This is a genomic window from Moraxella sp. K1664 (genome assembly GCF_039693965.1).
Classification (GTDB): Bacteria; Pseudomonadota; Gammaproteobacteria; order Pseudomonadales; family Moraxellaceae; genus Moraxella.
Window position 1 is genome coordinate 334,679 of the sequence record NZ_CP155576.1, and the last position, 20,056, is coordinate 354,734.

A 20,056-nucleotide genomic window follows, 5' to 3' on the forward strand; every position below is an offset into this window, starting at 1 on the left:
AATAACATTGGGCGATTGTTTATTTTTATGATTTTAAGTTGGGGGTCGCTTATAAATATCAATCGGTACTTTATAGGGCTTGCCTGCCATCTCTTGCACCAGTTTCGGCACAAGATAGCCCGATAATTTTTCCAAAAGTTGCCAATAAATCTGTATCGCTCTGTCTATCGGCAAATCAAAATGAGCCGACCCTGCCACTTTGTCCAAAACATGCAAATAATACGGCATCACACCAATACCAAATAAAGCATGACTTAATTGGCACAATGTCTCTACATTATCATTAACCCCTTTTAATAATACGCTTTGATTAAGCAGTACCACACCATGATTTTTTAGAATTTGGCATTTTTGGGCAAGGGCATCGTCTATCTCATTGGGATGATTGATGTGTAGCACCATGATGATGTTTTTTGGGCAGTTTGCCAATATCTCAATCAGCTCATCATCAATACGGTTTGGCAATATCGCAGGCAGTCGGGTATGAATGCGAATGGTTTTAATATTATCAATATCAGACAATGCCCCAATCCATTCACTAAAACGGCGATTGTTAATATTTAATGGGTCGCCTCCGCTTAATAGCACTTCATTGATGTTTTTGTCATTGGCGATATAGTGGCAGATTTGGCGAATGTCTTGGCTGTTTGGCAAGTTCGCCCCATAATCAAAATGCTGACGAAAACAATAACGACAATGCACCGCACACGCCCCTGTTACCGTGATTAAGGCACGGCTTTGGTATTTGTGTAATAAGCCTTTCATTGGGTTGTGGGCATTCTCACCAAGTGGGTCAGCGGTATAGCCTGCCACAGGCAGACTCTCGGCAATGTCAGGCAGGATTTGGCGTAATAATGGGTCGTTTGGGTCGCCCTTTTTCATCTTATTGATAAAGGCGTGTGGCACTCTTAGGGGGAATTTATTTGGGGTGTGTACCTGCTCTGGCAGGGGCAACTCTAACAGCTGATAAAGGCTTGCCACGTCGCTTACGGCACCTGACAGCTCTTTTTGCCAATTTGGCTCATTAAAAAAAATGTCGTTCATTTTTGACAAAACTTAGTGATATTGAGTATAATAGTGGGTTAGGTGCGTCATTATAACGCATTTTACTTTTTATTTTTATTTTTTAAGGTAATTTTCATGGCAAGTTTTTCTACCAACGATTTTAAAGCAGGCTTAAAAGTCATGCTTGACGGCAACCCCTGCTCTATCCTAGAAAACGAATACGTCAAACCTGGTAAAGGTCAAGCCTTTAACCGTGTCAAACTGCGTAACCTAAAAACTGGTAAAGTCCTAGAACAAACCTTCAAATCAGGCGACAGCCTAGAAGGGGCGGACGTGGTGGATACTGAGATGGAATATCTGTACAATGACGGCGAGTTTTGGCATTTCATGCACCCTGAGACCTTTGAGCAAATGCAAGCCGACAAAAACGCCATGGGCGACTCAGCACAATGGCTAAAAGAAAACTCAAACGCCCGTTGCACCATTACCTTGTTTAACGGCTCACCGCTGTCAGTAACTCCGCCAAACTTCGTGGAGCTTGAAATCGTGGAAACCGACCCTGGTGTGCGTGGCGACACATCAGGCGGTGGCGGTAAGCCTGCCAAACTAGAAACAGGGGCGGTCGTGCGTGTGCCACTGTTTGTTCAACAAAATGAAGTGGTTAAAGTAGATACCCGTACTGGCGAATATCTGTCTCGTGTGTGATGGTGTGATGAATGCCAAAAAACAGTCCATATATATGAACCGCACCCCAAAAGTTAGACACACTAACCTTTGGGGTGCTTTTTATGGCAAAATACACAACCGACTTTAAACTGTCTGTGATTGGGTATTATCTTAATCATCATGGCTACAAACAAACCGCCAAACACTTTAATCTAAACCACACAACCGTAGAGCTATGGGTTAAACTCTATCAAGCACATGGCATTGATGGCATAAAAAGACGACACACAAAGGCTGTCTATGACACAGATTTTAAGCTTAATGCCGTTCAAGCCATACAACAGGGCAAATCGCTTACACAACTTGCCATAGAGCTTAATCTGCCACAACCTTCTTTACTGTCAACTTGGTTAAAGTCCTACCAAGCCTTTGGTATAATGGGACTAATACCCAAACCCAAAGGCAAAAAAGCAATGTCAAACAAACACAACGCTAATAAAACCAAATCAACTTGGAAAACCAAACAAGACCACGAAAAAAGTGTGGATGATTTGCTTGATGAACTTGCCTATCTTAGAGCAGAGAATGACTATCTAAAAAAGCTAGATGCCTTAATTCGTCAAAAGGAACAATCAGTACAAACAAAGAACAAGTCCTGATCATCCAAGAATTAAGGCATAAGCACAAACTTGCTGACTTATTGGCAGTGTCAAACTTGCCAAGAAGTGTGTTTTATTACCACATTCGTCAAAGTACAAAGCCTGACAAAGACCTTGACTTAAAAGAACACATTAACCACATCTACCACCAACACAAGGGCAGGTATGGTTATCGTAGAATCACATCAGAGCTTAACAATCAGCTTGCCCAAAAAGGCATGGTCATTAATCATAAACGAGTGCAACGACTGATGGCTAAACTTGGACTCAAAGCATTGGTTCGTCGTCAACGTAAGTTTAATACTTACAAAGGCACAATGGGCAAAGATACCATTCAGGACAATATACTCAAAAGAGACTTTAAAGCAGACAAACCCAATCAAAAGTGGGCAACAGACATCACAGAGTTTAAAGTACAAGACAAGGCAAATGATGGCAGTGTCATTCAAAGAAAACTCTACCTATCGCCCATCATCGACTTGTTTAATGGTGAGATTGTCAGTTATACGATGAAGGACAGACCAACGTATGAGTTGGTCAAAGAGATGTTAAATGATGCCCTATCCAAGCTAAGCCAAGAAAAGATGGATGACAAACCCATCATTCATTCAGACCAAGGCTGGCACTATCAAATGCACCAGTATCAACAAACCCTAAAAGAACAAGGCTTAACCCAAAGCATGTCAAGAAAAGGCAATTGTTTGGATAATGCTGTGATAGAGAGCTTCTTTGGTACGCTAAAACAAGAGATATTTTATGAGACAACCACATTTACATCAACAGATGAACTTAAACAAGTGATTGATGAGTACATACACTACTACAATCATGATAGAATAAAGAGCAAATTAAAAGGACTAAGTCCTGTTAAGTACAGAAACTTAGTCCAATTAGGGTTAATACAACCACTTGCAACAACCTAACCTTTAATCTTATGTCTAAGATTTGGGGGTCGGTTCAATATGGGCTGTTTTTTTGTGCTGATTTAGGTATGAAAAAACCCAACCTTCAAGCGTGAAAGTTGGGTGTGGAGAAAAGCACGATATTTTAAAAGTCAGTTGGCTCATCAGCCAAATCAGTAAGTAAAGTTCACGCCAACACGGAAATCACGACCTGCCCCAGGTAAGGTATCTATGGAAGCACGCTGAGTGTGTGGGCGATAGTTTTTATTAAAGACATTATTCACCGCAAAGTTTACATTCACCTTATCATTACCATAAGGCTTCCAGTTGGCATAGATGTCACTGACATTATAGCCTTCACGGTTAAGTTTGCTAACTTCACCACTTATGATGGATGTGTCTTTGGCATCTACCCCTTCAACCAATGTGTGTCTCACACCAAGCTCTACACTGGGGTTTGGCAGGCGATAGGCGACATCTGCTGTCCATGTACGACCTGTACGCACGGCATATTCAGGATTGCCACTAAATTTGACATTGTGCATGGTTGGTTTGCTGTGAGCAACGCCAGCACGCGCACGCCACGCACCATCGGCATAACCTACGCCCAGCTCATAGCCGTGGTTGGTCTGATGACCTTGGTTGCCAAGCGTTGGTACTTTAATAGGCTTACCATTAGCATCTGTTGTACCATGACGAGTTATATCAGCGGTCGCTCTGGCATTATCCACACGCTGCCAAAAATAACTGCCAAAGGCGGTATATGGTCCATTATTATAGTTAAAACCGATCTCGGTATTGCGTGCTTTTTCTGCTTTTGCATTGTCATCAATACTAATCACACCACCACGATAACCACGGCTTAGGATAGCATCAGCAAAGCGTGGGCTACGAGTGGCATAGATTAGGTTACCGCTGACGCTAAGATTAGGATTGACATCATAAATCACCCCAAAGCTTGGGTTGATGTCGGTTTTTCCAACCTTTTTACCGTCCATGGCTTTAAAGTCAAAACGGTCAACACGCACGCCTGTATTGATGGTAAAGTCATTGATTTGGTTAACCGCTTCTAGATAAATGCCAGCATCGGTTTTTTCTTGATGCACCACACCAGGTTTGAGACTTCTGGGCGGTACGGCTTCTTGATGGCGATAGTTGATGCCATATTTTAATAAAGTATGGTCAACACCAAAGCCTTTTAATAGACTGTGATTAAATTCTTTATCAAAATTAATATTAGCCCCTGTGGCTACCACATGCATGTTTGATGGTGTATCAACATTATCTATTATCTCTTTGGGCACATCTTTGGTGATATAGGTATTACCTTGATCGCTAGAAGAGTTGCGTCCATGTTCTAACTTATAGACATTGGCAGTAACTTCATTTGCAAAACCAAGGTTTTTACCTGTCCATTCAAGGTTAGTTAACTTCTGGTAGGTTTCACGCTGAGTTGGGTTGTTCCTATCTAAATCAGCCACCAATTTACCATTGGCATCAACCACATTATACTTTTTACCATCTGGTGTTTTACTGCCAAGTGTGTAACCCTTGCCTGCATATTTGTTATCTAACTCTGCCTGAAGCTCAGTTTCGGTACGGGTTTTATCATCTTTTTTTATATCTAGCGTCAAGGCACGATTGGCGAAGTCAAACTCTTCACGCACACCACGAATGCCTTTATGAACTTCATTTAGATGGCTGACCACAAATCGATGATCGCCAGCAGTTAGCCCTGCCTTGACAAGGTAACTGGATTTATCCAAGGCACTTCTTGTAACCACATCATTGCCCAACAGATTGGTGTACCCTTTACCGCCTTTATAGTCGCTGTCATCTACTTTGTTATAAGAGACAAGGGCATCTACCTGACCAAATCCTGTCTGTGCTTTACCAAAGGCACTGCCATGATAAGAATGACCTTTGTTGGTTGATAAGCCTGCACCAACTTTAAAGCCATAATCTTTGTCGCTGTTTCTTAAAAGCTCATCAGCATCTAAGGTTTTGGTAACAATCGCACCGTTGGTTGCCCCAATGCCTGCACTGGCAAAGCCTGCCCCTTTTTGTACCGAAACAACTTTGACCATCTGGGGGTCTAGCATAAAGCGACCTTGGTGGTAGTGTAATTGACCATCCTGGTAAGCGTTGTCAATTTTTAGGTCAATGGCATTATGACCCATGCCACGAATGCTGACAAATTGAGAAGTACCATTACCACCACCAAAACCGATGGCAGGTTCATCTTGCAACAGGCTACGCAAATCTGTGGCGGTGCTTTCGTCTTTTTCTCGTAAGGTAACAACATTGGTTTTAATTTTCGCACCTTGGCGGTCAGTGCTAATCACCTCGTGTTCTAGGCGAACCGTCGGCCCCACGTTCGTGGTATTTGCCATGGCAACGGTCGCTGTCATCGTGCCAATGACGGCAAAGGTCAAATGGCGTAGTGCAAAGGTCTTTTGTGTCATAAAATCACCATAAGTATCAAAAAGGAGTGAGACTCACATCGTACATCAGTGTGTGAGCATCAGCGTTGGTAAGAGACTGGTAATAATATTAACACGATTATTTTAAAAAGTAAATAATATTTCTTATTATTTGTATAATTAATATTATTTAATAACAGGACTTTTTTAAGACATGATGACAAATAGAAAAGCTCGCATCTTGCAAGCCTTATGGATTGGTTGGAGAATGCTTATCTGATGATTGGCATCTTATCATCAACCATTCATACAGTCGTCAAAAAATGTCTGAACAACTTTCCCCGTCAACGTCTGCCCCAAAAATGGCGTGTTCTTGCCTGCTGATAGCATGCTGTCTTTGGTTACCGTCCATGCTTGATTTGGGTCAATGAGTACCGCCCCACCAATGCGCTCATAATCTGTAATGCCTGCGATTTTGGCAGGATTTAGGCAGATTTTTTCTACCAACTGCTCAGTACTTAACACGCCATCTGCCACCAGTTTCACCCCCAATGACACAAAAGTATCAAAGTTACTAATCCCTGCTTGGCATTGGGCAAAGGGGGCTTGTTTGGCACTGCTTGACAGTGGTTCATGATGAGAACAGATGGCATCAATCGTACCGTCTTGAAGACCCTTGATAAGAGCTTGTTGGTCAGTATTGCTACGCAAAGGAGGCAGCACATAAGCATGGGCGTTATAACCCTCAATGTCATCATCGGTCAGGTGTAACTGGTGCATCGCCACATCACAGGTAATGGGCAAGCCCTTTTGTTTGGCATGACGGATTAGCTCTACCGATGTGCGACAAGTGATTTGGCTAAAATGTGCATGAATGCCTGTCTCTTCGGTCATCAAAATTTGCTTAGACAGTGCAATGGTCTCAGCCAGCCACGGAATGCCTTGCAATCCATGAAAAGAAGCAATGTAGCCATCATGTGCCACACCCCCTGCCGATAAACTGGGTTCATCAGGGTAGAAAAAGACTTTGATGTCAAAGGTCGCTGCATATTCTAAACAGCGTAACAATACCAAATCACTCTCAAAACCTGCCGCTGTATTGCTCACGCCGATAGCACCGCCTTGTTTTAGTCCCGCCAGATTGGCAGGTTGTTTGCCCTCTAAGCCTGCACTCAATGCCCCCAAAACATGCAAGTAAATGCCACCGTCTGCCCATGCTTTTTGTTTGAGACCCTTTAACAAAGAACCGTTTTCTAGCACAGGGCTGGTATCAGGTGGCATGACCACATGCAAAAAGCCATTTTGGCGTGCCGCTCGCCCCTCGCTTGCCAATGTGCCGTGCGACTGATGCCCCGGTTCTCGCAATCTGGCACACAGATCAACAAGGGGCGGTAATAGCCATTTGCCATCTGTGCTTATGCCTTTGAGTTGGGCGGTGTCAAATCGCCAGTTGGGGGGAAGTAGATTTTTCATCGCATTCTCTTGATTTGCTTGATTTGCTTGATTTGGGATATGGGGCATCATCAGCACCTAGTAGCCTTGTTCGTTTAGTATTCGGTAGTGATCACAGCCTGACTGATATCCATTATCACAGGCTTGACCAAAGTAGCGTTTGGCGGTGCTTTTATTTTGGCTCACACCTTGACCATTGTAATACATCGCGCCCAGATTATATTGAGCCTCTGCAAACCCTTGATGGGCGGCTTTGGTGTACCATTCCACCGCCTTTTGATAATCTTGACGCACGCCTTGACCTTGTCTATACATTCCGCCCAGATTATTTTGGGCTGCTGCATACCCTTGACCTGCGGCTTTGGTATTCCATTCAAATGCTTTGGCATGGTTACCTTGCTCATAATACTCATCAGCCAAATCAGATTGAGCCGCTGCATCGCCATTTTGGGCTTGGCGTGTCAAAGTTGCCATATCCGCCGCCGACACCGACACCGACACCAACACACCCATGGCTAACGCTGTGAATTTTGTTAACATGACTTTATCCTTATAAAAAGTAAAAAATAAAAATCCATCTTAGTTGTAAGGTTTAAAATAGCCTGCTTGTCGTTGCCCTGCCATCGCCAATGCCATCACTGCCATACGCACCGCAATGCCGTTATTGACCTGTTTTAAAATCACCGATTGCCCACCGTCTGCCACGCTTGATGCAATCTCCACACCACGGTTCATAGGGCCTGGGTGCATGATGATAGCATTGGGCTTGGCAAGTTTTAGCCGTTGTTCGGTGATGCCATACATTTTAAAATATTCAGAAGTTGATGGCAAAAGTGGTGAGCCGATGCGTTCATTTTGAATGCGTAAGCCAATAATCACATCAGCATCCGCCACGCCTTTATCAATGTCATCAAATACTAAGACGCCATAGCGTTCAATGCCTTTTGGTAACAAAGTCTTGGGGGCGATGACACGAATATCACGCACCCCCAAAGTCGTCAAAGCCGAAATGTCCGAACGAGCCACACGGCTGTGCTTGATGTCGCCAACAATCGCCACAGAAAGTTCATCAAAGGGCTTATCTGCTTCACGGTAAATGGTGAGCATGTCAAGCATCGCCTGCGTGGGGTGGGCGTGCCAGCCGTCGCCTGCGTTGATGATGGCAACATTGGGGGTAACCTCGGTCGCCATATAATGGGCCGCCCCACTGGCAGAATGACGCACCACAAACATATCGGCGCTCATCGCCTCCAAATTCCAAAGGGTATCACGCAAAGTCTCGCCCTTGTTGGTGCTTGAACGCGCGATGTCAAGGTTTAGCACATTAGCACCCAAGCGTTTTTGGGCAGCCTCAAAAGTGGTGCGGGTGCGGGTGGAATTTTCAAAAAACAGATTCATCACCGTCTTGCCTGACAGCTCATCGGTGTTAATGAGCCTGCCATCTTCATCAAAATAGCCCATCGCCTTATCAATGATACTTTCAAGCTGGCTTTTATTTAACCCCTCCACACCGATAAAATGGCGGATGCCAGTATCATCATTGGGGATAAGCTGTGGACGGACAAGGGTTTGATTTAGGCGGGCGGTGGTGGCGGTCATGGGTTTTCCTTGGGTGCATGCTTGTGATGCGTGCTTGTGCCGTGGCAAAATAAAAACAAATTAAGACATTTTAACAAATTTTGGTAGATTTGGGAATGGTTCTTGATGATATTTTTGGGTGCAAATCAAGCAACAAAAAGGCGGGAGCGGCTAAACACACAGAGATGGGGTGTTGGTTTGGATGGTTTTTTAGTCATTTAAATGGCAAACTTCATTTCACAATTTAACGTTGCCGATGAATGTTGCCAAATTTGTTGTTCGCCATTAAAAATACGAAAGGTTTCTAGGTGTTGCATGGGGTTTTTCCAAATCAACCATTTAATTACTTATATTTAATCAACTACTTAATAATTTTCTAAATGTCAAACTCATTCTGGGTGTTGTGGTATTATCCATAGGAATGGCGTGCAACCAATCTTCTTGCACTTTATCGTCCATATACAGCAAACTGCCTTTTGTTAATAAATAACGGTATTCATTGTTTTTATTTGTTTTTTGACGATAAACAATTTCTCGTTCCGCCCCAAGACTGATGATAACCACGCCTGTATTTTCATACATTTGGCTTATATCATCAGAATGAAACCCCATTTCATTCTGCCCATTTTTATAATAATTGATTAAACAATTATTGGGTAAAAAGCCAAATTTATCCGCTATTTGTTCAATAATGGGTAATGACCAATCAGGCATGGTTGTTTTTGGATAGGATAAATTGGAATATTCATAAGCCACGCCAAAACTTGCCGTTTTTCGCACCGACAGACGATTATCCCAATTGGTTGTATTTTCAATCAATTCAAATAAATCTTGGGGATTGACAATAAAATTTGGCATAAATGTAATATTGGGTTCATTAAGGGCATTCATATTAACACCTAAAATAATTTATAAATAAATTTATTATACCACACCCCAAAAAAATCACACTCTTCTTAATGCCTTATTTTCCCACCAATTATCATTCACAAAACCGTCCGTATATTTCTCGCCCATTTTTGGCACGTCAATGGCAAGGTTATGTTCTTTGGCACTTTTGACCGCATTATCAATGGATTCATACCACGGATTTCGCCCCAAACTGAACACGCCCCAGTGCATTGGCACCATTTTTTTGGCATTTAAATCAAGGCTTGCCCGCACCGATTGATGAGCAAACATATGCGTTTTTGGCCAGCCTGCGTTGGCAGCGTCAATCTCCATAAAGGCGATGTCAAATTCGCCATATTTTTTGCCAATGTCGGAAAAATGCTCGGCATAACCCGTGTCGCCACTCCAATACAGCCGTTTGCTCCCTTCAAAGACAAAAGACGCCCACAATGTTTTGTTGTGGTCATTCGTCCAGCGTGATGAGTAGTGCTGAGTCGGCTCGGCGGTGAGTTTGATTTTGCCAATTTGCGTGCTGTCGCCCCAACCCAGTTCGGTGATTTTTTCAGACGGCACTCCCCAAGATTCTAGCCTTGCCCCCACGCCAAGCGGTACGACAAACCGCTCTGCCTTATCCGCCAAATGGCGAATGGTTGTGGCTTCCAAATGGTCATAATGGTCGTGGGTAATCAGCACAACGTCAATGGCAGGCAGGTTTTGGCGTGTGATTGGGGCTTCTTGAAAGCGTGGGGCGATGAGCGGTAGATTTAAGGGGTTGGCGTTGTCAAACACAGGGTCGGTCAAAAAGCGTACGCCGTCCAGCTCCAAAATGGCGGACGCATGACCGAGCCAATAATAGGCAAAGTTTTCAGGCTGGCCAAAAGTCGCCTGATTTAAATCCACCATAGGCAAACGAGCCTTTGGCGTGTAACCGTCAAACCGCACAAAACCGCCTTGCCCTGTGGCTTTGTCGGGATAATAGGGCAAATCGGTGGTATAAAGGTTCACAAATTGCCCGTTTTTGTAATAGGGCAAATGAGCAAAACGGCTCTCATCGGGCAATCCGCCCAAATTGCGATAGAGCATCACGCCCAAAATGGCGATGATAAGCGTGAGTACACCCAAAGTGATTAGGGTGAATTTAAGCAGGCGTTTTAAAATGGGGTGTTTAACAGTCGGTTTCATCGGTTTGGCAAATAAAACAAACCATTAGGGAATGGGTTGTCCTAATGGTTTGGTTGGAAAATGGATATTATACAAGGTTTTAGATATTAAGGGAAATTGAGAATGGTTATGGGTGGGTATAAGGTGGGGTTATGGTTGAAGCTAATACCAAAATTTATACACTTGAAAAATAATAATGTCAACACCATCTTAACAAAATTACCAAACACATTTTTGGAGATTAAATCTCTTGCGAAACCAAAAAAGATTGGGCTAGACCCCCTGTTTTTTGAGTATTTTTCTAAATTTAAAAACCTGGACTTGATTTTTATCAGGGCGAATTGCAATTTGCCCTTACGAGACTATAATCATAAATTATAATTATCAATAATTTATGATTTTAAGTTGATGATAAGCGGGGTTTTAATTACTATTTACTAGGATTTGTAATGGTAAAAATTAATCATTCTGCAAAAGAAACTAATTTATCCTTTTATTACCAAACCCTTGTTGGTTTGGATAAATGTTTTGAATTAAAAGAAGATGAAGTCATCTATTTTGAAAAAGATGGTGATGTGAGTTTTGTTGATAAAAATGGACTAAACTCTGCAAATATAGAAGTGAAGCATTATTCTGATAATTTAACAGATAATCATGAAAACTTTTGGAAAACACTCAAAAACTGGCTATCTCCTAATTTTCAGCATCATCAATATCGTTTTCTGATTTTACACACCTCTCAATCTTATGGAGAAAAAAAATGCTTTTAAAAGATTGGAATAGTCAAAGCAATGACAATCGTTTTGTTATTTTGCAAAATATTGTATCAAAAAGAAAAAATGATAAACGCACTAAAGAAACCAGTTCGGTATCACAATATCAACAACAAGTAATGAATGATGAGGATAATTTAAAAGCAATTATCCCTAAAATTATTATTAATGCAGAAATGGAAAATAGGGAGGATTTGATTACTAAAATATGCAGAGAAAGACTAAATCTTATTCGAGAAGAATACCAGTTACCATATTTAAGTGACCTTGTGGGTTTTGTATATAAAAAATCAAATAATAGCAATGATTGGTCTATCTGTTATAATGATTTTCAAACGGAAATTTTTCAATTAACAGAAAGATACTCAAAAATACTTAGCTTCCCAGAGTTTTTAAACAATGAAGCAGATAATGATCAAATAGCTAAACATCAACAACATTTATTTGTAAGAAAAATCAAAGATATTGACTATGATGAAGTATTACCAGAAGCTATTGGGAATTATATTGAGTTTTTAAATGCTTTAAATATAAAGATGAAAGACAGCCCTACTTATCTAGATTATACAACGAGCTACCGCACCTCTCTTGTTTCAAGTTTATATACTCATTGTCGTATGGCTAAAAGAGAAAAAATTCACCCACAAACATTTTATGACAAAACAATGGTAGATAAACCTTTTTCTCATCAAGGTACAGTGCCTGATTTGGTTTATAAAAATGGTTTGATTCACGAAATTATGAATGATGCAGAATTGAAAAAAGACAATACTCAAATAGACTTAAAATGGGATACCAAATAATGAATATGATTGATGCTATTTACCATATTCAATATAATCCATTTAAATATGGAGAGTATATTTATCGTTTTTATAGTAATTTACCAGAATATCAGAACAACATACTCTTATTACCTTTAATCATTCCATTATGCATCCATTCAAAATATACGAATAAAATCACTGGTTCAAATAAAAGAAGTTCATTATTAACCATTTTTGAAAACAAAAAAGAACTTTATGATTTGCAAGAAAGGATAGATGCTTTGCAGATGTTGTCAAGACAGAGCTTGCAATATTGTTTAGGAAAAGAATTGCTATATTTAAATATTGATGAATTAAATATTTATGCCAATAATTTGGATAAAAAAACTGTAAAAAAATTCAATCCAGATTCCAAAATAGCAGAAAGACTTGCTTTATTATTTGGAAAATATTCAGTAGATGAAATTTATTCATATTTGGGAGTGAAATTATGAGAATGATGATATGTGAAATTGGTGTTTTGGATAAAGATGGTAATATTCATCGTGTTCCATTACAAGAAGGTTTAAATATTATTACAGGCAAATCTTCAACGGGCAAAAGTGCGTTGATTGAAATTGTGGACTATTGTTTTGGTAGTAGTGAATACACAATTCCTGTAGGCGTAATTACAGATAATGCAAAAATTTATTATATTTATATTAAAACCAACCAATGTTATTATGTTTTAGCAAGGAATTCTGAAAATATTAGAGAGTGTTATTTTGTGAAAGAGCAGGAATATCATCAAAATATCAATAATGATTATTTTTATGAAAAACAATCAATGACATTAACACACTATCTCAATACATTAAATGATGAATTTATTGGTATTAAAGACGTTGAGGAATCTGAAATTGCAAAAGAAATACGGGGTAAGGCTTTGCCAAGACCTACTATTCGCAGTTTTACTTCTTTTATGTTTCAACATCAAAATTTAATTGCCAATAAACACGCTTTATTTTATCGCTTTGATGAAAAAGAAAAGCGAGAGCAAGTAATGGAGCACATTAAAATATTTTTGGGATTTGCTGACCAGCAATATTTTTTAATTGCTCAAAATTTTGAGCGTGTCAAAAATGAATTAAAATTACTAAATAGAGAAAAAGAACAATTGGATAAATTTATCAAAGATAATTTACCAAATTTGGAAAATAAAATACAATTATTAAAAGGTATTTTGTTTTTGGATAACTTACCTAATTCTTTCCCAGAGTTTAAATTTGGTATCACACCTACCGATGATTTTAAATCAGAGGTAAATCTAATCATCAAATATGATAATATCAATCATCATACCGAAATATTGTCTCAACGCTACGGTGAGTTAAGGGTAAGGCTTGGTGAGCTGGATATAAAACATCAAAGTTTATGTATTAAAAGAGATAAAATAAATCGCTCCTTAACATTGGAAAATAAACTTACTAATGATTTAATATATAATCAGCATATTGATGATATTCAAAAATCGGAATGCCCATTTTGTCATACAACCAATATTAGCTTGACAGAGCAAGCAAAACAACTACAGCAAGCAATTGATGTGGTATCAAGAAATATTGTTAAAAATAAGGCACTTCAAAATGAATTGCAAACACATCTTGACAAAACAGAAAAAGAGATTAAAGAATGCAGAAAAGAAATAGAAGTTATAAAAGCAGAAATGTCAAAAATAGGACAAAATAATCAATCGGTGCAAAAATTTAAAGAATTATTTGATATTGCAGTAAGTCTTAAAAACGATATATTTTATCTTTTGGATAAAACATCATCTAATAATGATGTGGAATTAACAAATAAAATTGATGGTTTGAATAAAGAATTAAAAAATTATCAAGAACAAAAGAAAGCGTATAATATTGAAGCTGAAATTAAGCAGGCGGACATTCAAGTCAGTCAAATTATGCGTGAAATTGGACAACATTTTAATTTTGAGGACTCTTATACGCCGATAAATTTAAAGTTTTCTTTTGAAAATTTTGATTTGTATCACCAAAAATCAAAGAATGAAAAAGTTTACCTGCGTTCAATGGGTAGTGGTGCAAATTGGCTATACAGTCATTTAACCTTATTTTTAGCATTACACCAATATTTTGTGGAATTAGATAATTCAAAATCATTAGATTTATTTTCAAACAACTCTAAATGTTTGATTCCTTCAATTTTAATGATTGACCAGCCAACCCAAGTATATTTTCCAAATTTTAAATATGATACATCTGATAATTTTAATGCAGATGACATTAAAATTTTGGAACAACAACTTAATACCAATTTTAACGCAGAAAAGTTTGATGATGATATTAAACAAGTTGAAAATATTTTTAAACAACTGGCAATTTATTGCGATAAATTACAGAAAAAATATGGCTATTCACCACAAATCATTGTTACCGACCACGCAGATGATTTGAATTTAGGTAAGTTTGATTTTGAGGGGTTTGTAAAAGAACGGTGGCGAAATCGTGGGTTTATTTACCCAACTGAATAATCAGCACCCATAATTTTTGATAAAAAACACCGTTTATTTTGCAATAAACGGTGTTTCCCTTATCCTAAAATTACCCCTTCAAACTCGCCATATCAATCACAAAACGATATTTCACATCGCTTTTTTGCATACGTTCATAAGCGGTGTTAATGTCCTGCATATTTATCATTTCCACATCTGGCACGATATTATGCTCGGCACAACCCAAAACTGCGTAACCCACACCGCCTTATCACCCCTTGCCAAGGGCTATAAAATCCGTGTCTTATCAAGCCTTTGCACCGCACCGACAGAGCTTATCCATGGTATCGCCCTAGAAGCATTAAAAGACCGTGATTGGATTGATGTGGTTTAAATTTATAATAAAAAACACCGCCTAACAATATCGCTGGGCGGTGTTTTTTATTATCAAACCAATTACAAATCAAAAGTTTGAATCAAATTCACGTGCAAACGTACGTCCACATTGCCACGCACAGCATTTGAATAAGGGCAAACGGCATGAGCCTTTTCAATCAAGGTTTTCGCCTGCTCTTCGCTTAGACCTTTTACGGTGATGGTGATGTCCAAATCCAAACCAAATGCACCGTCCGCCTTTTGACCGATACCGACCGCCACAGTGGTGCTAGATTGCTCGGGCTTGATGCCTAGCGTTGGGGCGACATGATTCATCGCACTGTCAAAGCAGGCGGCATAGCCCATGGCAAAAAGCTGTTCTGGGTTGGTGCCGACTTTACCGCTTTCGTTTTGAAAGCCGACCAAATCAAAGCCGATTGAGCCGTCATCTACTTGGGTGCGACCGTCTCGTCCGCCTGTGGCTGTGGCTGTGGCTGTGGCTGATGTGTGATAAAAAATTTTCATAAGATTGCTCCTTAAAAGCATGGTTATTAACTTGATGAAATTATTATAGTACAAAATTAAATTGTGTACAATATATTTTTATAAAATTTATCAAAAATCCCTAAAATAAATGCTAACTGTTTAATTTTGAAACGATTTTTTTTAGCGTATCAACTTCATCATCGGATAAATTCAGCTGTTCTGCCATCTTATAAGGAATCGCTACCGCTTGATTTTCCATGGCTTGCCCCTGTTCGGTTAGAGTGATTTTGACACTGCGTTCGTCATTGACACAGCGAACTCGGTCAATCAACCCTTTGCTTTGTAAACGTTTTAGAAGTGGGGTAAGCGTACCGCTATCTAGGTGCAACTGCTCGCCAATCTCGCCCACGCTCATCGCATCAGACTCCCATAACACGAGCATGACCAAATACTGCGGATAAGTCAGATCAAGCTCTTGCAAAAATGGCGTATAACGGCGTGTGATTTCTTTGGAGATGGTATAGAGTGGAAAGCAGAGCTGATTACAAAGTCTTAGTTGGTCGTGCATGATTAATTTTCCAAATAAATTTGGGCGGATAATAGCATAAAATCAAATTGTACACAACTATATTTATCCAACTGTTACATTAGACTTTTGCTTGTCCTTCATTATTTTTTAAGTATTTTCAACTTGGCAAAATCCTTACGATAAATGGCAATCTTGCCCATTTTCACGCCTGCCAATCTACCCTAAAATACGCTTGTTTTTACCAATCCACAGTGAGACATTTTATGTTTAAAAAATTAACCCTATCCGCCCTAGCTCTAAGTGTAAGCATTTCTGCCTTTGCCCTAGACAGCTATCAGCATATCCGCAACGCCACCGCCAAGATTGAGTACGCAGGGCAGACCTTTTTGGTAGACCCATTTTTTGCCAAAAAAGGCTCAATGGCAGGCTTTGACGGCACTTATAATAGTCATTTGCAGTCGCCGATGATTGAGTTGCCCATGCCCATCAAGGACATTATAAAGGGCGTGGATGCGGTCATCGTAACGCACACGCACGAAGACCATTGGGACGAAACCGCCCAACAGGCGATTCCTAAGCATTTGCCGATTTTTGTACAACACGAAGACGATGCCAAACTTATCCGCTCACAAGGCTTTAAAAATGTAACGGTTTTGCACGACAAGGCGACCTTTGGCGGTGTGGAACTGCACAAAACAGGCGGAAGTCATGGCACAGAAGCGATTTATGCCAATCCCCAGCTTGCCAGCTTGCTCGGCGAAGCAATGGGCGTGGTCATCAAAAAAGACGGACACCTCACCACCTACATCATGGGCGACACCGTCTGGACTGCCGAAGTCAATAAAGCCCTGCACAAACACACGCCAAAATATCTGGTCATGAACACAGGTTACGCTCGTATTAACGGCATATCCGACAGTATCATCATGGGCGTGGATGACGTGCTAAAAGCCACGCAAGTCGCCCCCAATGCCCACATCATCACCGTGCATATGGACACCACCAACCATAATTCGGTCAGTCGTGAAGATATGCGTAAATTTGTGATTGGCGAAAAAATCGCCGATAAAGTCAGCATCCCAAAAGATGGGGAAGTGATTAGGCTAAAATAACTCAAAAAAACACCGTTTTTTAAACGGTGTTTTCTTTTATGGCTCATTTCCCTTCAAAATACGCCATTTTATCTCTATAAAACGAGCCTAGATAATAGGTATTATCCACCGCAAGCACGGTCGAAACCCCACTAAAATCGGCAGTATATTTGCCTTGATAAAGTGGCTTTACCGCCAAATTATCAGGACTGATGGTCGTAACATGAAAATCTTTTAGGCAATCGTAAGTCGTCGTTTGACCGCAGTTTTGGGTTCTTGACCCTGCGGTAATAAGCTTGTCGCCATGCCAATGCAAATTGTCAAACACGCCATAATCAAGCTGTGCGGTCGCCACGATTTTAGCAGGGTTGGTGTTCGTTAATTTACTCATGTTTTTCATGTGGGCGACATAGATGTGCTTTTCGTCCTTGGATAGCTCAATGCCGTTATTACCGCTAAACTCTGAGCCTTGTAATTTTTCAAATTTTTGCGTGGAGGGTGTCCAGCGATAAACCGCCCCTGTAATCTTGCCTGCAATCATCTCAGTTAAATCATGCTCAGGGTGCATCATCACGGTAACATAAATCGAGCCGTCCGAACCTGATACCACCGCATTGCCCGCCAAATATCTGCCCTGAGAGTCGGTCGGCATTGGCACGTTACCTAGCCATGTGATTGTTGGTGTGGCGGTATTGGCGTTCACTTCAAACACTTCAATGGTCTCGTGCGTGATATTTTTGTCAAAGCCGTTGTGATTGACCGCATACAGAAGCGATTTGCCACCGCCAATATCTCGAATGCTCACCCCATGAATTTGCATTTCATCGGCATGGGGCTGTGGCTTGCTGTTTTTAAACTCATGAGACACCGCGGACGCTTTGGGAGCAATCAATCGCTGGGCGGTCTTGGTTTGGCTGTCCACCAAATACAATCCACTATGGTGCGTCATGCCACTGGCAATCAGCCATTTGGTATTGGGGATTTGCACCAAATCTTCGGGGCTTTTTAGGTCGTTGATAAAGTGCAGATTTTCCACCGTTTTAGCATGGGAAAGATGAACACTTTGCCCTGCCTGTTTGACCGCTTGGCTCGTTTGGTGTGCCAGTTTGTCAATCGGCGTACACGCCACGCCAAATGTGGCAAGGGATAGGGCGATGAGTGTGATTTTAAATGTTGTCATGATTGTTCTCGTTGATGAATTGGTATCATTATATCTTTTTTAAAATAAAAAGGAATGGCGATAAATGGGAATTTAATTTTTAAAAATGGAAAATAAACTTCCTGCAAAACCAGTTTTCCGTTCGCCCCAAGCTTGCCTGCGGGTAGGAAAACCATTAGAACGGTTTTCTTTAATTTGGGGTTTTGCAGGAAGTCTAATAAATCACTTTAACCAAAGAATTATAAATCCCATGCTCTACCGCTTTCTTGTCCGAATATTCACCAACCCAAACACAGGTTTGGTAACTAAGGCGTGATACGCTTTTTCGTCAATCCGTCCGTTTTTGCACAAAACATCAAGATAATCATCATTATCCTGCAAACGAAAATCCATTCGCTCAAAGCCATTTTTCACATAAAACGCTTGGCGTTTGACCCGTTGGGCGTGGTTGTCCGCTTCTGTGTTATCAGCCGTTTCAATGTCTAGCACAATGGTTTTGCCTGCTTTTTTGCGTTCAATGAGTGCCAAAATTTGCGAGCCGTAGCCTTTGGAATGCTGGCGTTCGTCCACCGCCAAATACAGCACAAAGGTTGCTTTTTTGTCGTTAATCAAATACACAAATCCGACAAATTCGCCCTTATCCAGCACCGCCCAAAAATCCACATCAGACCGCACCGACATCAGCACAAGTAGCGGTATGGGAAAACGTGCTTTATCAGGAAATACCGCATGATACAGCCGTTTAAAATCAGCAAAATATGGCGTAAATGGACGGATGTTTTTAACAGTTAAAGTCATATTTGTACCCTAGCTCCAATGTCTCTTAATTCTGAAAATTTCTCTACAAATCTTGGCATATCATCAATGCTCATCGCAAACGCCCACAGATAGGTAATGACCGCATAAACGTGTCCTGCCTGCACCGATTTGTTTGCCAAAATCGCCAAAGTTATCCCAAACAGCACCGCAAGCGACACACCAATCACAAAAAAACTTATCGCTTCACGGTTGGAAATACCAATGCGGATTTTTGACAATAAATCATAATGGCGAACCAGCTCGCCTGCTTGTCCACGCTCAATCAGATTGCCTTCGTTTTCTATGTGGTTGTTCAATTTAAAATAAAGTCGGTCATTCATCTTGGTGTATTTTGGCAAAATCATCATAAATATCAACAAAATAGCCAACGAAATCACCCCAGACCAAAACTCAATGATGATAAGCATGACCACCGAACCGACAATATTAAATCCTGCGGTAATCAGCACAGGCAAATGCGTCTCAAAAAAGTCCACAAATTGCCGTGCCAAATTGGCGTGGGCGATAGCACTGGACGTTGTGCCTTTTTGTTTTTGGTTCAAAATGGCAGGCACGGCAAGACTGGCATAAATCCGCACAAACGCCCGTGTGTCCACCGCTCGCCGTGCCGACCCCACCGCCCACATCACAAAGACGATGAATGCATACGCCAACGCCTTAACAGTATCGCCAGAAAGCACCGCATTGACCGCAAAACTGCCCACCAATGGATACAGCACAAACAAAAGATTCTCGGTTGCCACAAGGGCAAATGTTAGCAAATGTTAGCGTTAATTTTTTGTGGTTGGTGCGTGCAATGTGTTTTAAGGTCTAAACCGCAGTTGTC

General features: G+C 40.7%; 21 protein-coding genes and 1 pseudogene. 9 read left to right on the plus strand and 13 right to left on the minus strand.

Annotation, left to right across the window (positions count from 1 at the left end; genetic code table 11):
* Positions 1 to 33: 33 nt before the first annotated feature.
* Entirely contained in the window at positions 34 to 1,044 is a 1,011-nt protein-coding gene (epmB, locus tag AAHK14_RS01800; protein ID WP_065256936.1) for an EF-P beta-lysylation protein EpmB, read from the minus strand.
* A gap of 96 nt (positions 1,045 to 1,140) precedes the next feature.
* Between epmB and efp the strand changes: the two genes are divergently transcribed.
* The 3 genes from efp to AAHK14_RS01815 all read left to right on the plus strand — a co-directional run bounded on the left by efp (position 1,141) and on the right by AAHK14_RS01815 (position 3,253).
* Positions 1,141 to 1,710, plus strand: coding sequence for an elongation factor P (gene efp / locus AAHK14_RS01805; RefSeq protein WP_029103061.1), 570 nt, complete (start codon positions 1,141 to 1,143; stop codon positions 1,708 to 1,710).
* 83 nt (positions 1,711 to 1,793) lie between these two features.
* Positions 1,794 to 2,330, plus strand: coding sequence for a helix-turn-helix domain-containing protein (locus AAHK14_RS01810; RefSeq protein ID WP_065256690.1), 537 nt, complete (start codon positions 1,794 to 1,796; stop codon positions 2,328 to 2,330).
* Between the two features lie 2 nt (positions 2,331 to 2,332).
* A complete protein-coding gene (locus AAHK14_RS01815) occupies positions 2,333 to 3,253 on the plus strand; it encodes an IS3 family transposase (protein WP_264753555.1) in 921 nt (306 codons plus the stop codon).
* 152 nt (positions 3,254 to 3,405) lie between these two features.
* Here the strand turns inward: AAHK14_RS01815 and AAHK14_RS01820 are convergent, their stop codons facing one another.
* The 6 genes from AAHK14_RS01820 to AAHK14_RS01845 form a co-directional block, all read right to left on the minus strand.
* The gene (locus tag AAHK14_RS01820) at positions 3,406 to 5,625 is read right to left on the minus strand and encodes a TonB-dependent receptor (RefSeq protein ID WP_345894508.1); all 2,220 of its coding nucleotides are present in this window, start codon (positions 5,623 to 5,625) and stop codon (positions 3,406 to 3,408) included.
* Between the two features lie 327 nt (positions 5,626 to 5,952).
* The gene (locus AAHK14_RS01825; protein ID WP_065255725.1) at positions 5,953 to 7,128 is read right to left on the minus strand and encodes a dihydroorotase; all 1,176 of its coding nucleotides are present in this window, start codon (positions 7,126 to 7,128) and stop codon (positions 5,953 to 5,955) included.
* Positions 7,129 to 7,185: 57 nt separating this feature from the next.
* Positions 7,186 to 7,647 carry a tetratricopeptide repeat protein gene (locus AAHK14_RS01830; protein WP_065255724.1) on the minus strand — a complete coding sequence of 154 codons (462 nt, stop codon included), beginning with the start codon at positions 7,645 to 7,647 and terminating at the stop codon, positions 7,186 to 7,188.
* Between the two features lie 39 nt (positions 7,648 to 7,686).
* Positions 7,687 to 8,706, minus strand: a complete 1,020-nt coding sequence (locus AAHK14_RS01835) for an aspartate carbamoyltransferase catalytic subunit (protein ID WP_065255723.1) — start codon at positions 8,704 to 8,706, stop codon at positions 7,687 to 7,689.
* A gap of 336 nt (positions 8,707 to 9,042) precedes the next feature.
* Positions 9,043 to 9,576, minus strand: coding sequence for an alpha-ketoglutarate-dependent dioxygenase AlkB (locus AAHK14_RS01840; protein ID WP_065255722.1), 534 nt, complete (start codon positions 9,574 to 9,576; stop codon positions 9,043 to 9,045).
* A 54-nt stretch (positions 9,577 to 9,630) separates the two neighbouring features.
* Positions 9,631 to 10,758 (minus strand): MBL fold metallo-hydrolase, encoded by a 1,128-nt coding sequence (locus AAHK14_RS01845; protein WP_227713190.1) that lies wholly within the window; start codon positions 10,756 to 10,758, stop codon positions 9,631 to 9,633.
* 428 nt (positions 10,759 to 11,186) lie between these two features.
* Here AAHK14_RS01845 and AAHK14_RS01850 point away from each other — a divergent pair, with 428 nt between their 5' ends.
* Genes AAHK14_RS01850 through AAHK14_RS01865 form a run of 4 tightly spaced genes read left to right on the plus strand, consistent with a single transcriptional unit; the run spans position 11,187 to position 14,810 of the window.
* A complete protein-coding gene (locus AAHK14_RS01850; RefSeq protein WP_083108070.1) occupies positions 11,187 to 11,507 on the plus strand; it encodes a hypothetical protein in 321 nt (106 codons plus the stop codon).
* Positions 11,498 to 12,313, plus strand: coding sequence for a hypothetical protein (locus tag AAHK14_RS01855; protein WP_194092712.1), 816 nt, complete (start codon positions 11,498 to 11,500; stop codon positions 12,311 to 12,313). Before AAHK14_RS01850 ends, AAHK14_RS01855 begins: the two co-directional genes overlap by 10 nt.
* Positions 12,313 to 12,771 (plus strand): three component ABC system middle component, encoded by a 459-nt coding sequence (locus tag AAHK14_RS01860; RefSeq protein WP_083108075.1) that lies wholly within the window; start codon positions 12,313 to 12,315, stop codon positions 12,769 to 12,771. The genes AAHK14_RS01855 and AAHK14_RS01860 overlap by 1 nt, the downstream gene beginning before the upstream one ends.
* The gene (locus tag AAHK14_RS01865; protein WP_065255718.1) at positions 12,768 to 14,810 is read left to right on the plus strand and encodes a DUF3732 domain-containing protein; all 2,043 of its coding nucleotides are present in this window, start codon (positions 12,768 to 12,770) and stop codon (positions 14,808 to 14,810) included. The genes AAHK14_RS01860 and AAHK14_RS01865 overlap by 4 nt, the downstream gene beginning before the upstream one ends.
* 70 nt (positions 14,811 to 14,880) lie before the next feature.
* On the opposite strand, the pseudogene AAHK14_RS01870 reads toward AAHK14_RS01865, so the two are convergent.
* Positions 14,881 to 15,012: pseudogene (locus tag AAHK14_RS01870) on the minus strand (alcohol dehydrogenase); the annotation flags it as partial.
* Between AAHK14_RS01870 and AAHK14_RS01875 the strand changes: the two are divergent.
* On the plus strand, positions 15,001 to 15,165 hold the full coding sequence (locus tag AAHK14_RS01875; protein WP_156065065.1) for an isochorismatase family protein: 165 nt from the start codon (positions 15,001 to 15,003) through the stop codon (positions 15,163 to 15,165). The pseudogene AAHK14_RS01870 and the gene AAHK14_RS01875 overlap by 12 nt on opposite strands.
* Positions 15,166 to 15,227: 62 nt before the next feature.
* On the opposite strand, the gene AAHK14_RS01880 is transcribed toward AAHK14_RS01875, so the two are convergent.
* Positions 15,228 to 15,671 (minus strand): organic hydroperoxide resistance protein, encoded by a 444-nt coding sequence (locus AAHK14_RS01880; RefSeq protein WP_065255717.1) that lies wholly within the window; start codon positions 15,669 to 15,671, stop codon positions 15,228 to 15,230.
* A 112-nt stretch (positions 15,672 to 15,783) separates the two neighbouring features.
* The gene (locus tag AAHK14_RS01885) at positions 15,784 to 16,200 is read right to left on the minus strand and encodes a MarR family transcriptional regulator (RefSeq protein ID WP_065255716.1); all 417 of its coding nucleotides are present in this window, start codon (positions 16,198 to 16,200) and stop codon (positions 15,784 to 15,786) included.
* Between the two features lie 224 nt (positions 16,201 to 16,424).
* On the opposite strand from AAHK14_RS01885, the gene AAHK14_RS01890 reads away from it, so the two are divergent.
* Positions 16,425 to 17,273 carry an MBL fold metallo-hydrolase gene (locus AAHK14_RS01890; RefSeq protein WP_065255715.1) on the plus strand — a complete coding sequence of 283 codons (849 nt, stop codon included), beginning with the start codon at positions 16,425 to 16,427 and terminating at the stop codon, positions 17,271 to 17,273.
* Between the two features lie 43 nt (positions 17,274 to 17,316).
* Here AAHK14_RS01890 and AAHK14_RS01895 read toward each other — a convergent pair whose 3' ends face one another.
* From AAHK14_RS01895 to AAHK14_RS01905, 3 genes are all read right to left on the minus strand, one after another.
* Positions 17,317 to 18,432 (minus strand): SMP-30/gluconolactonase/LRE family protein, encoded by a 1,116-nt coding sequence (locus AAHK14_RS01895; protein WP_065255714.1) that lies wholly within the window; start codon positions 18,430 to 18,432, stop codon positions 17,317 to 17,319.
* Between the two features lie 234 nt (positions 18,433 to 18,666).
* Positions 18,667 to 19,209: a GNAT family N-acetyltransferase gene (locus tag AAHK14_RS01900; RefSeq protein ID WP_065255713.1), complete on the minus strand. Its 543-nt coding sequence runs from the start codon at positions 19,207 to 19,209 to the stop codon at positions 18,667 to 18,669.
* Positions 19,206 to 19,991 carry an ABC transporter six-transmembrane domain-containing protein gene (locus AAHK14_RS01905; protein WP_197035881.1) on the minus strand — a complete coding sequence of 262 codons (786 nt, stop codon included), beginning with the start codon at positions 19,989 to 19,991 and terminating at the stop codon, positions 19,206 to 19,208. The genes AAHK14_RS01900 and AAHK14_RS01905 overlap by 4 nt, the downstream gene beginning before the upstream one ends.
* Between the last annotated feature and the right edge of the window lie 65 nt (positions 19,992 to 20,056).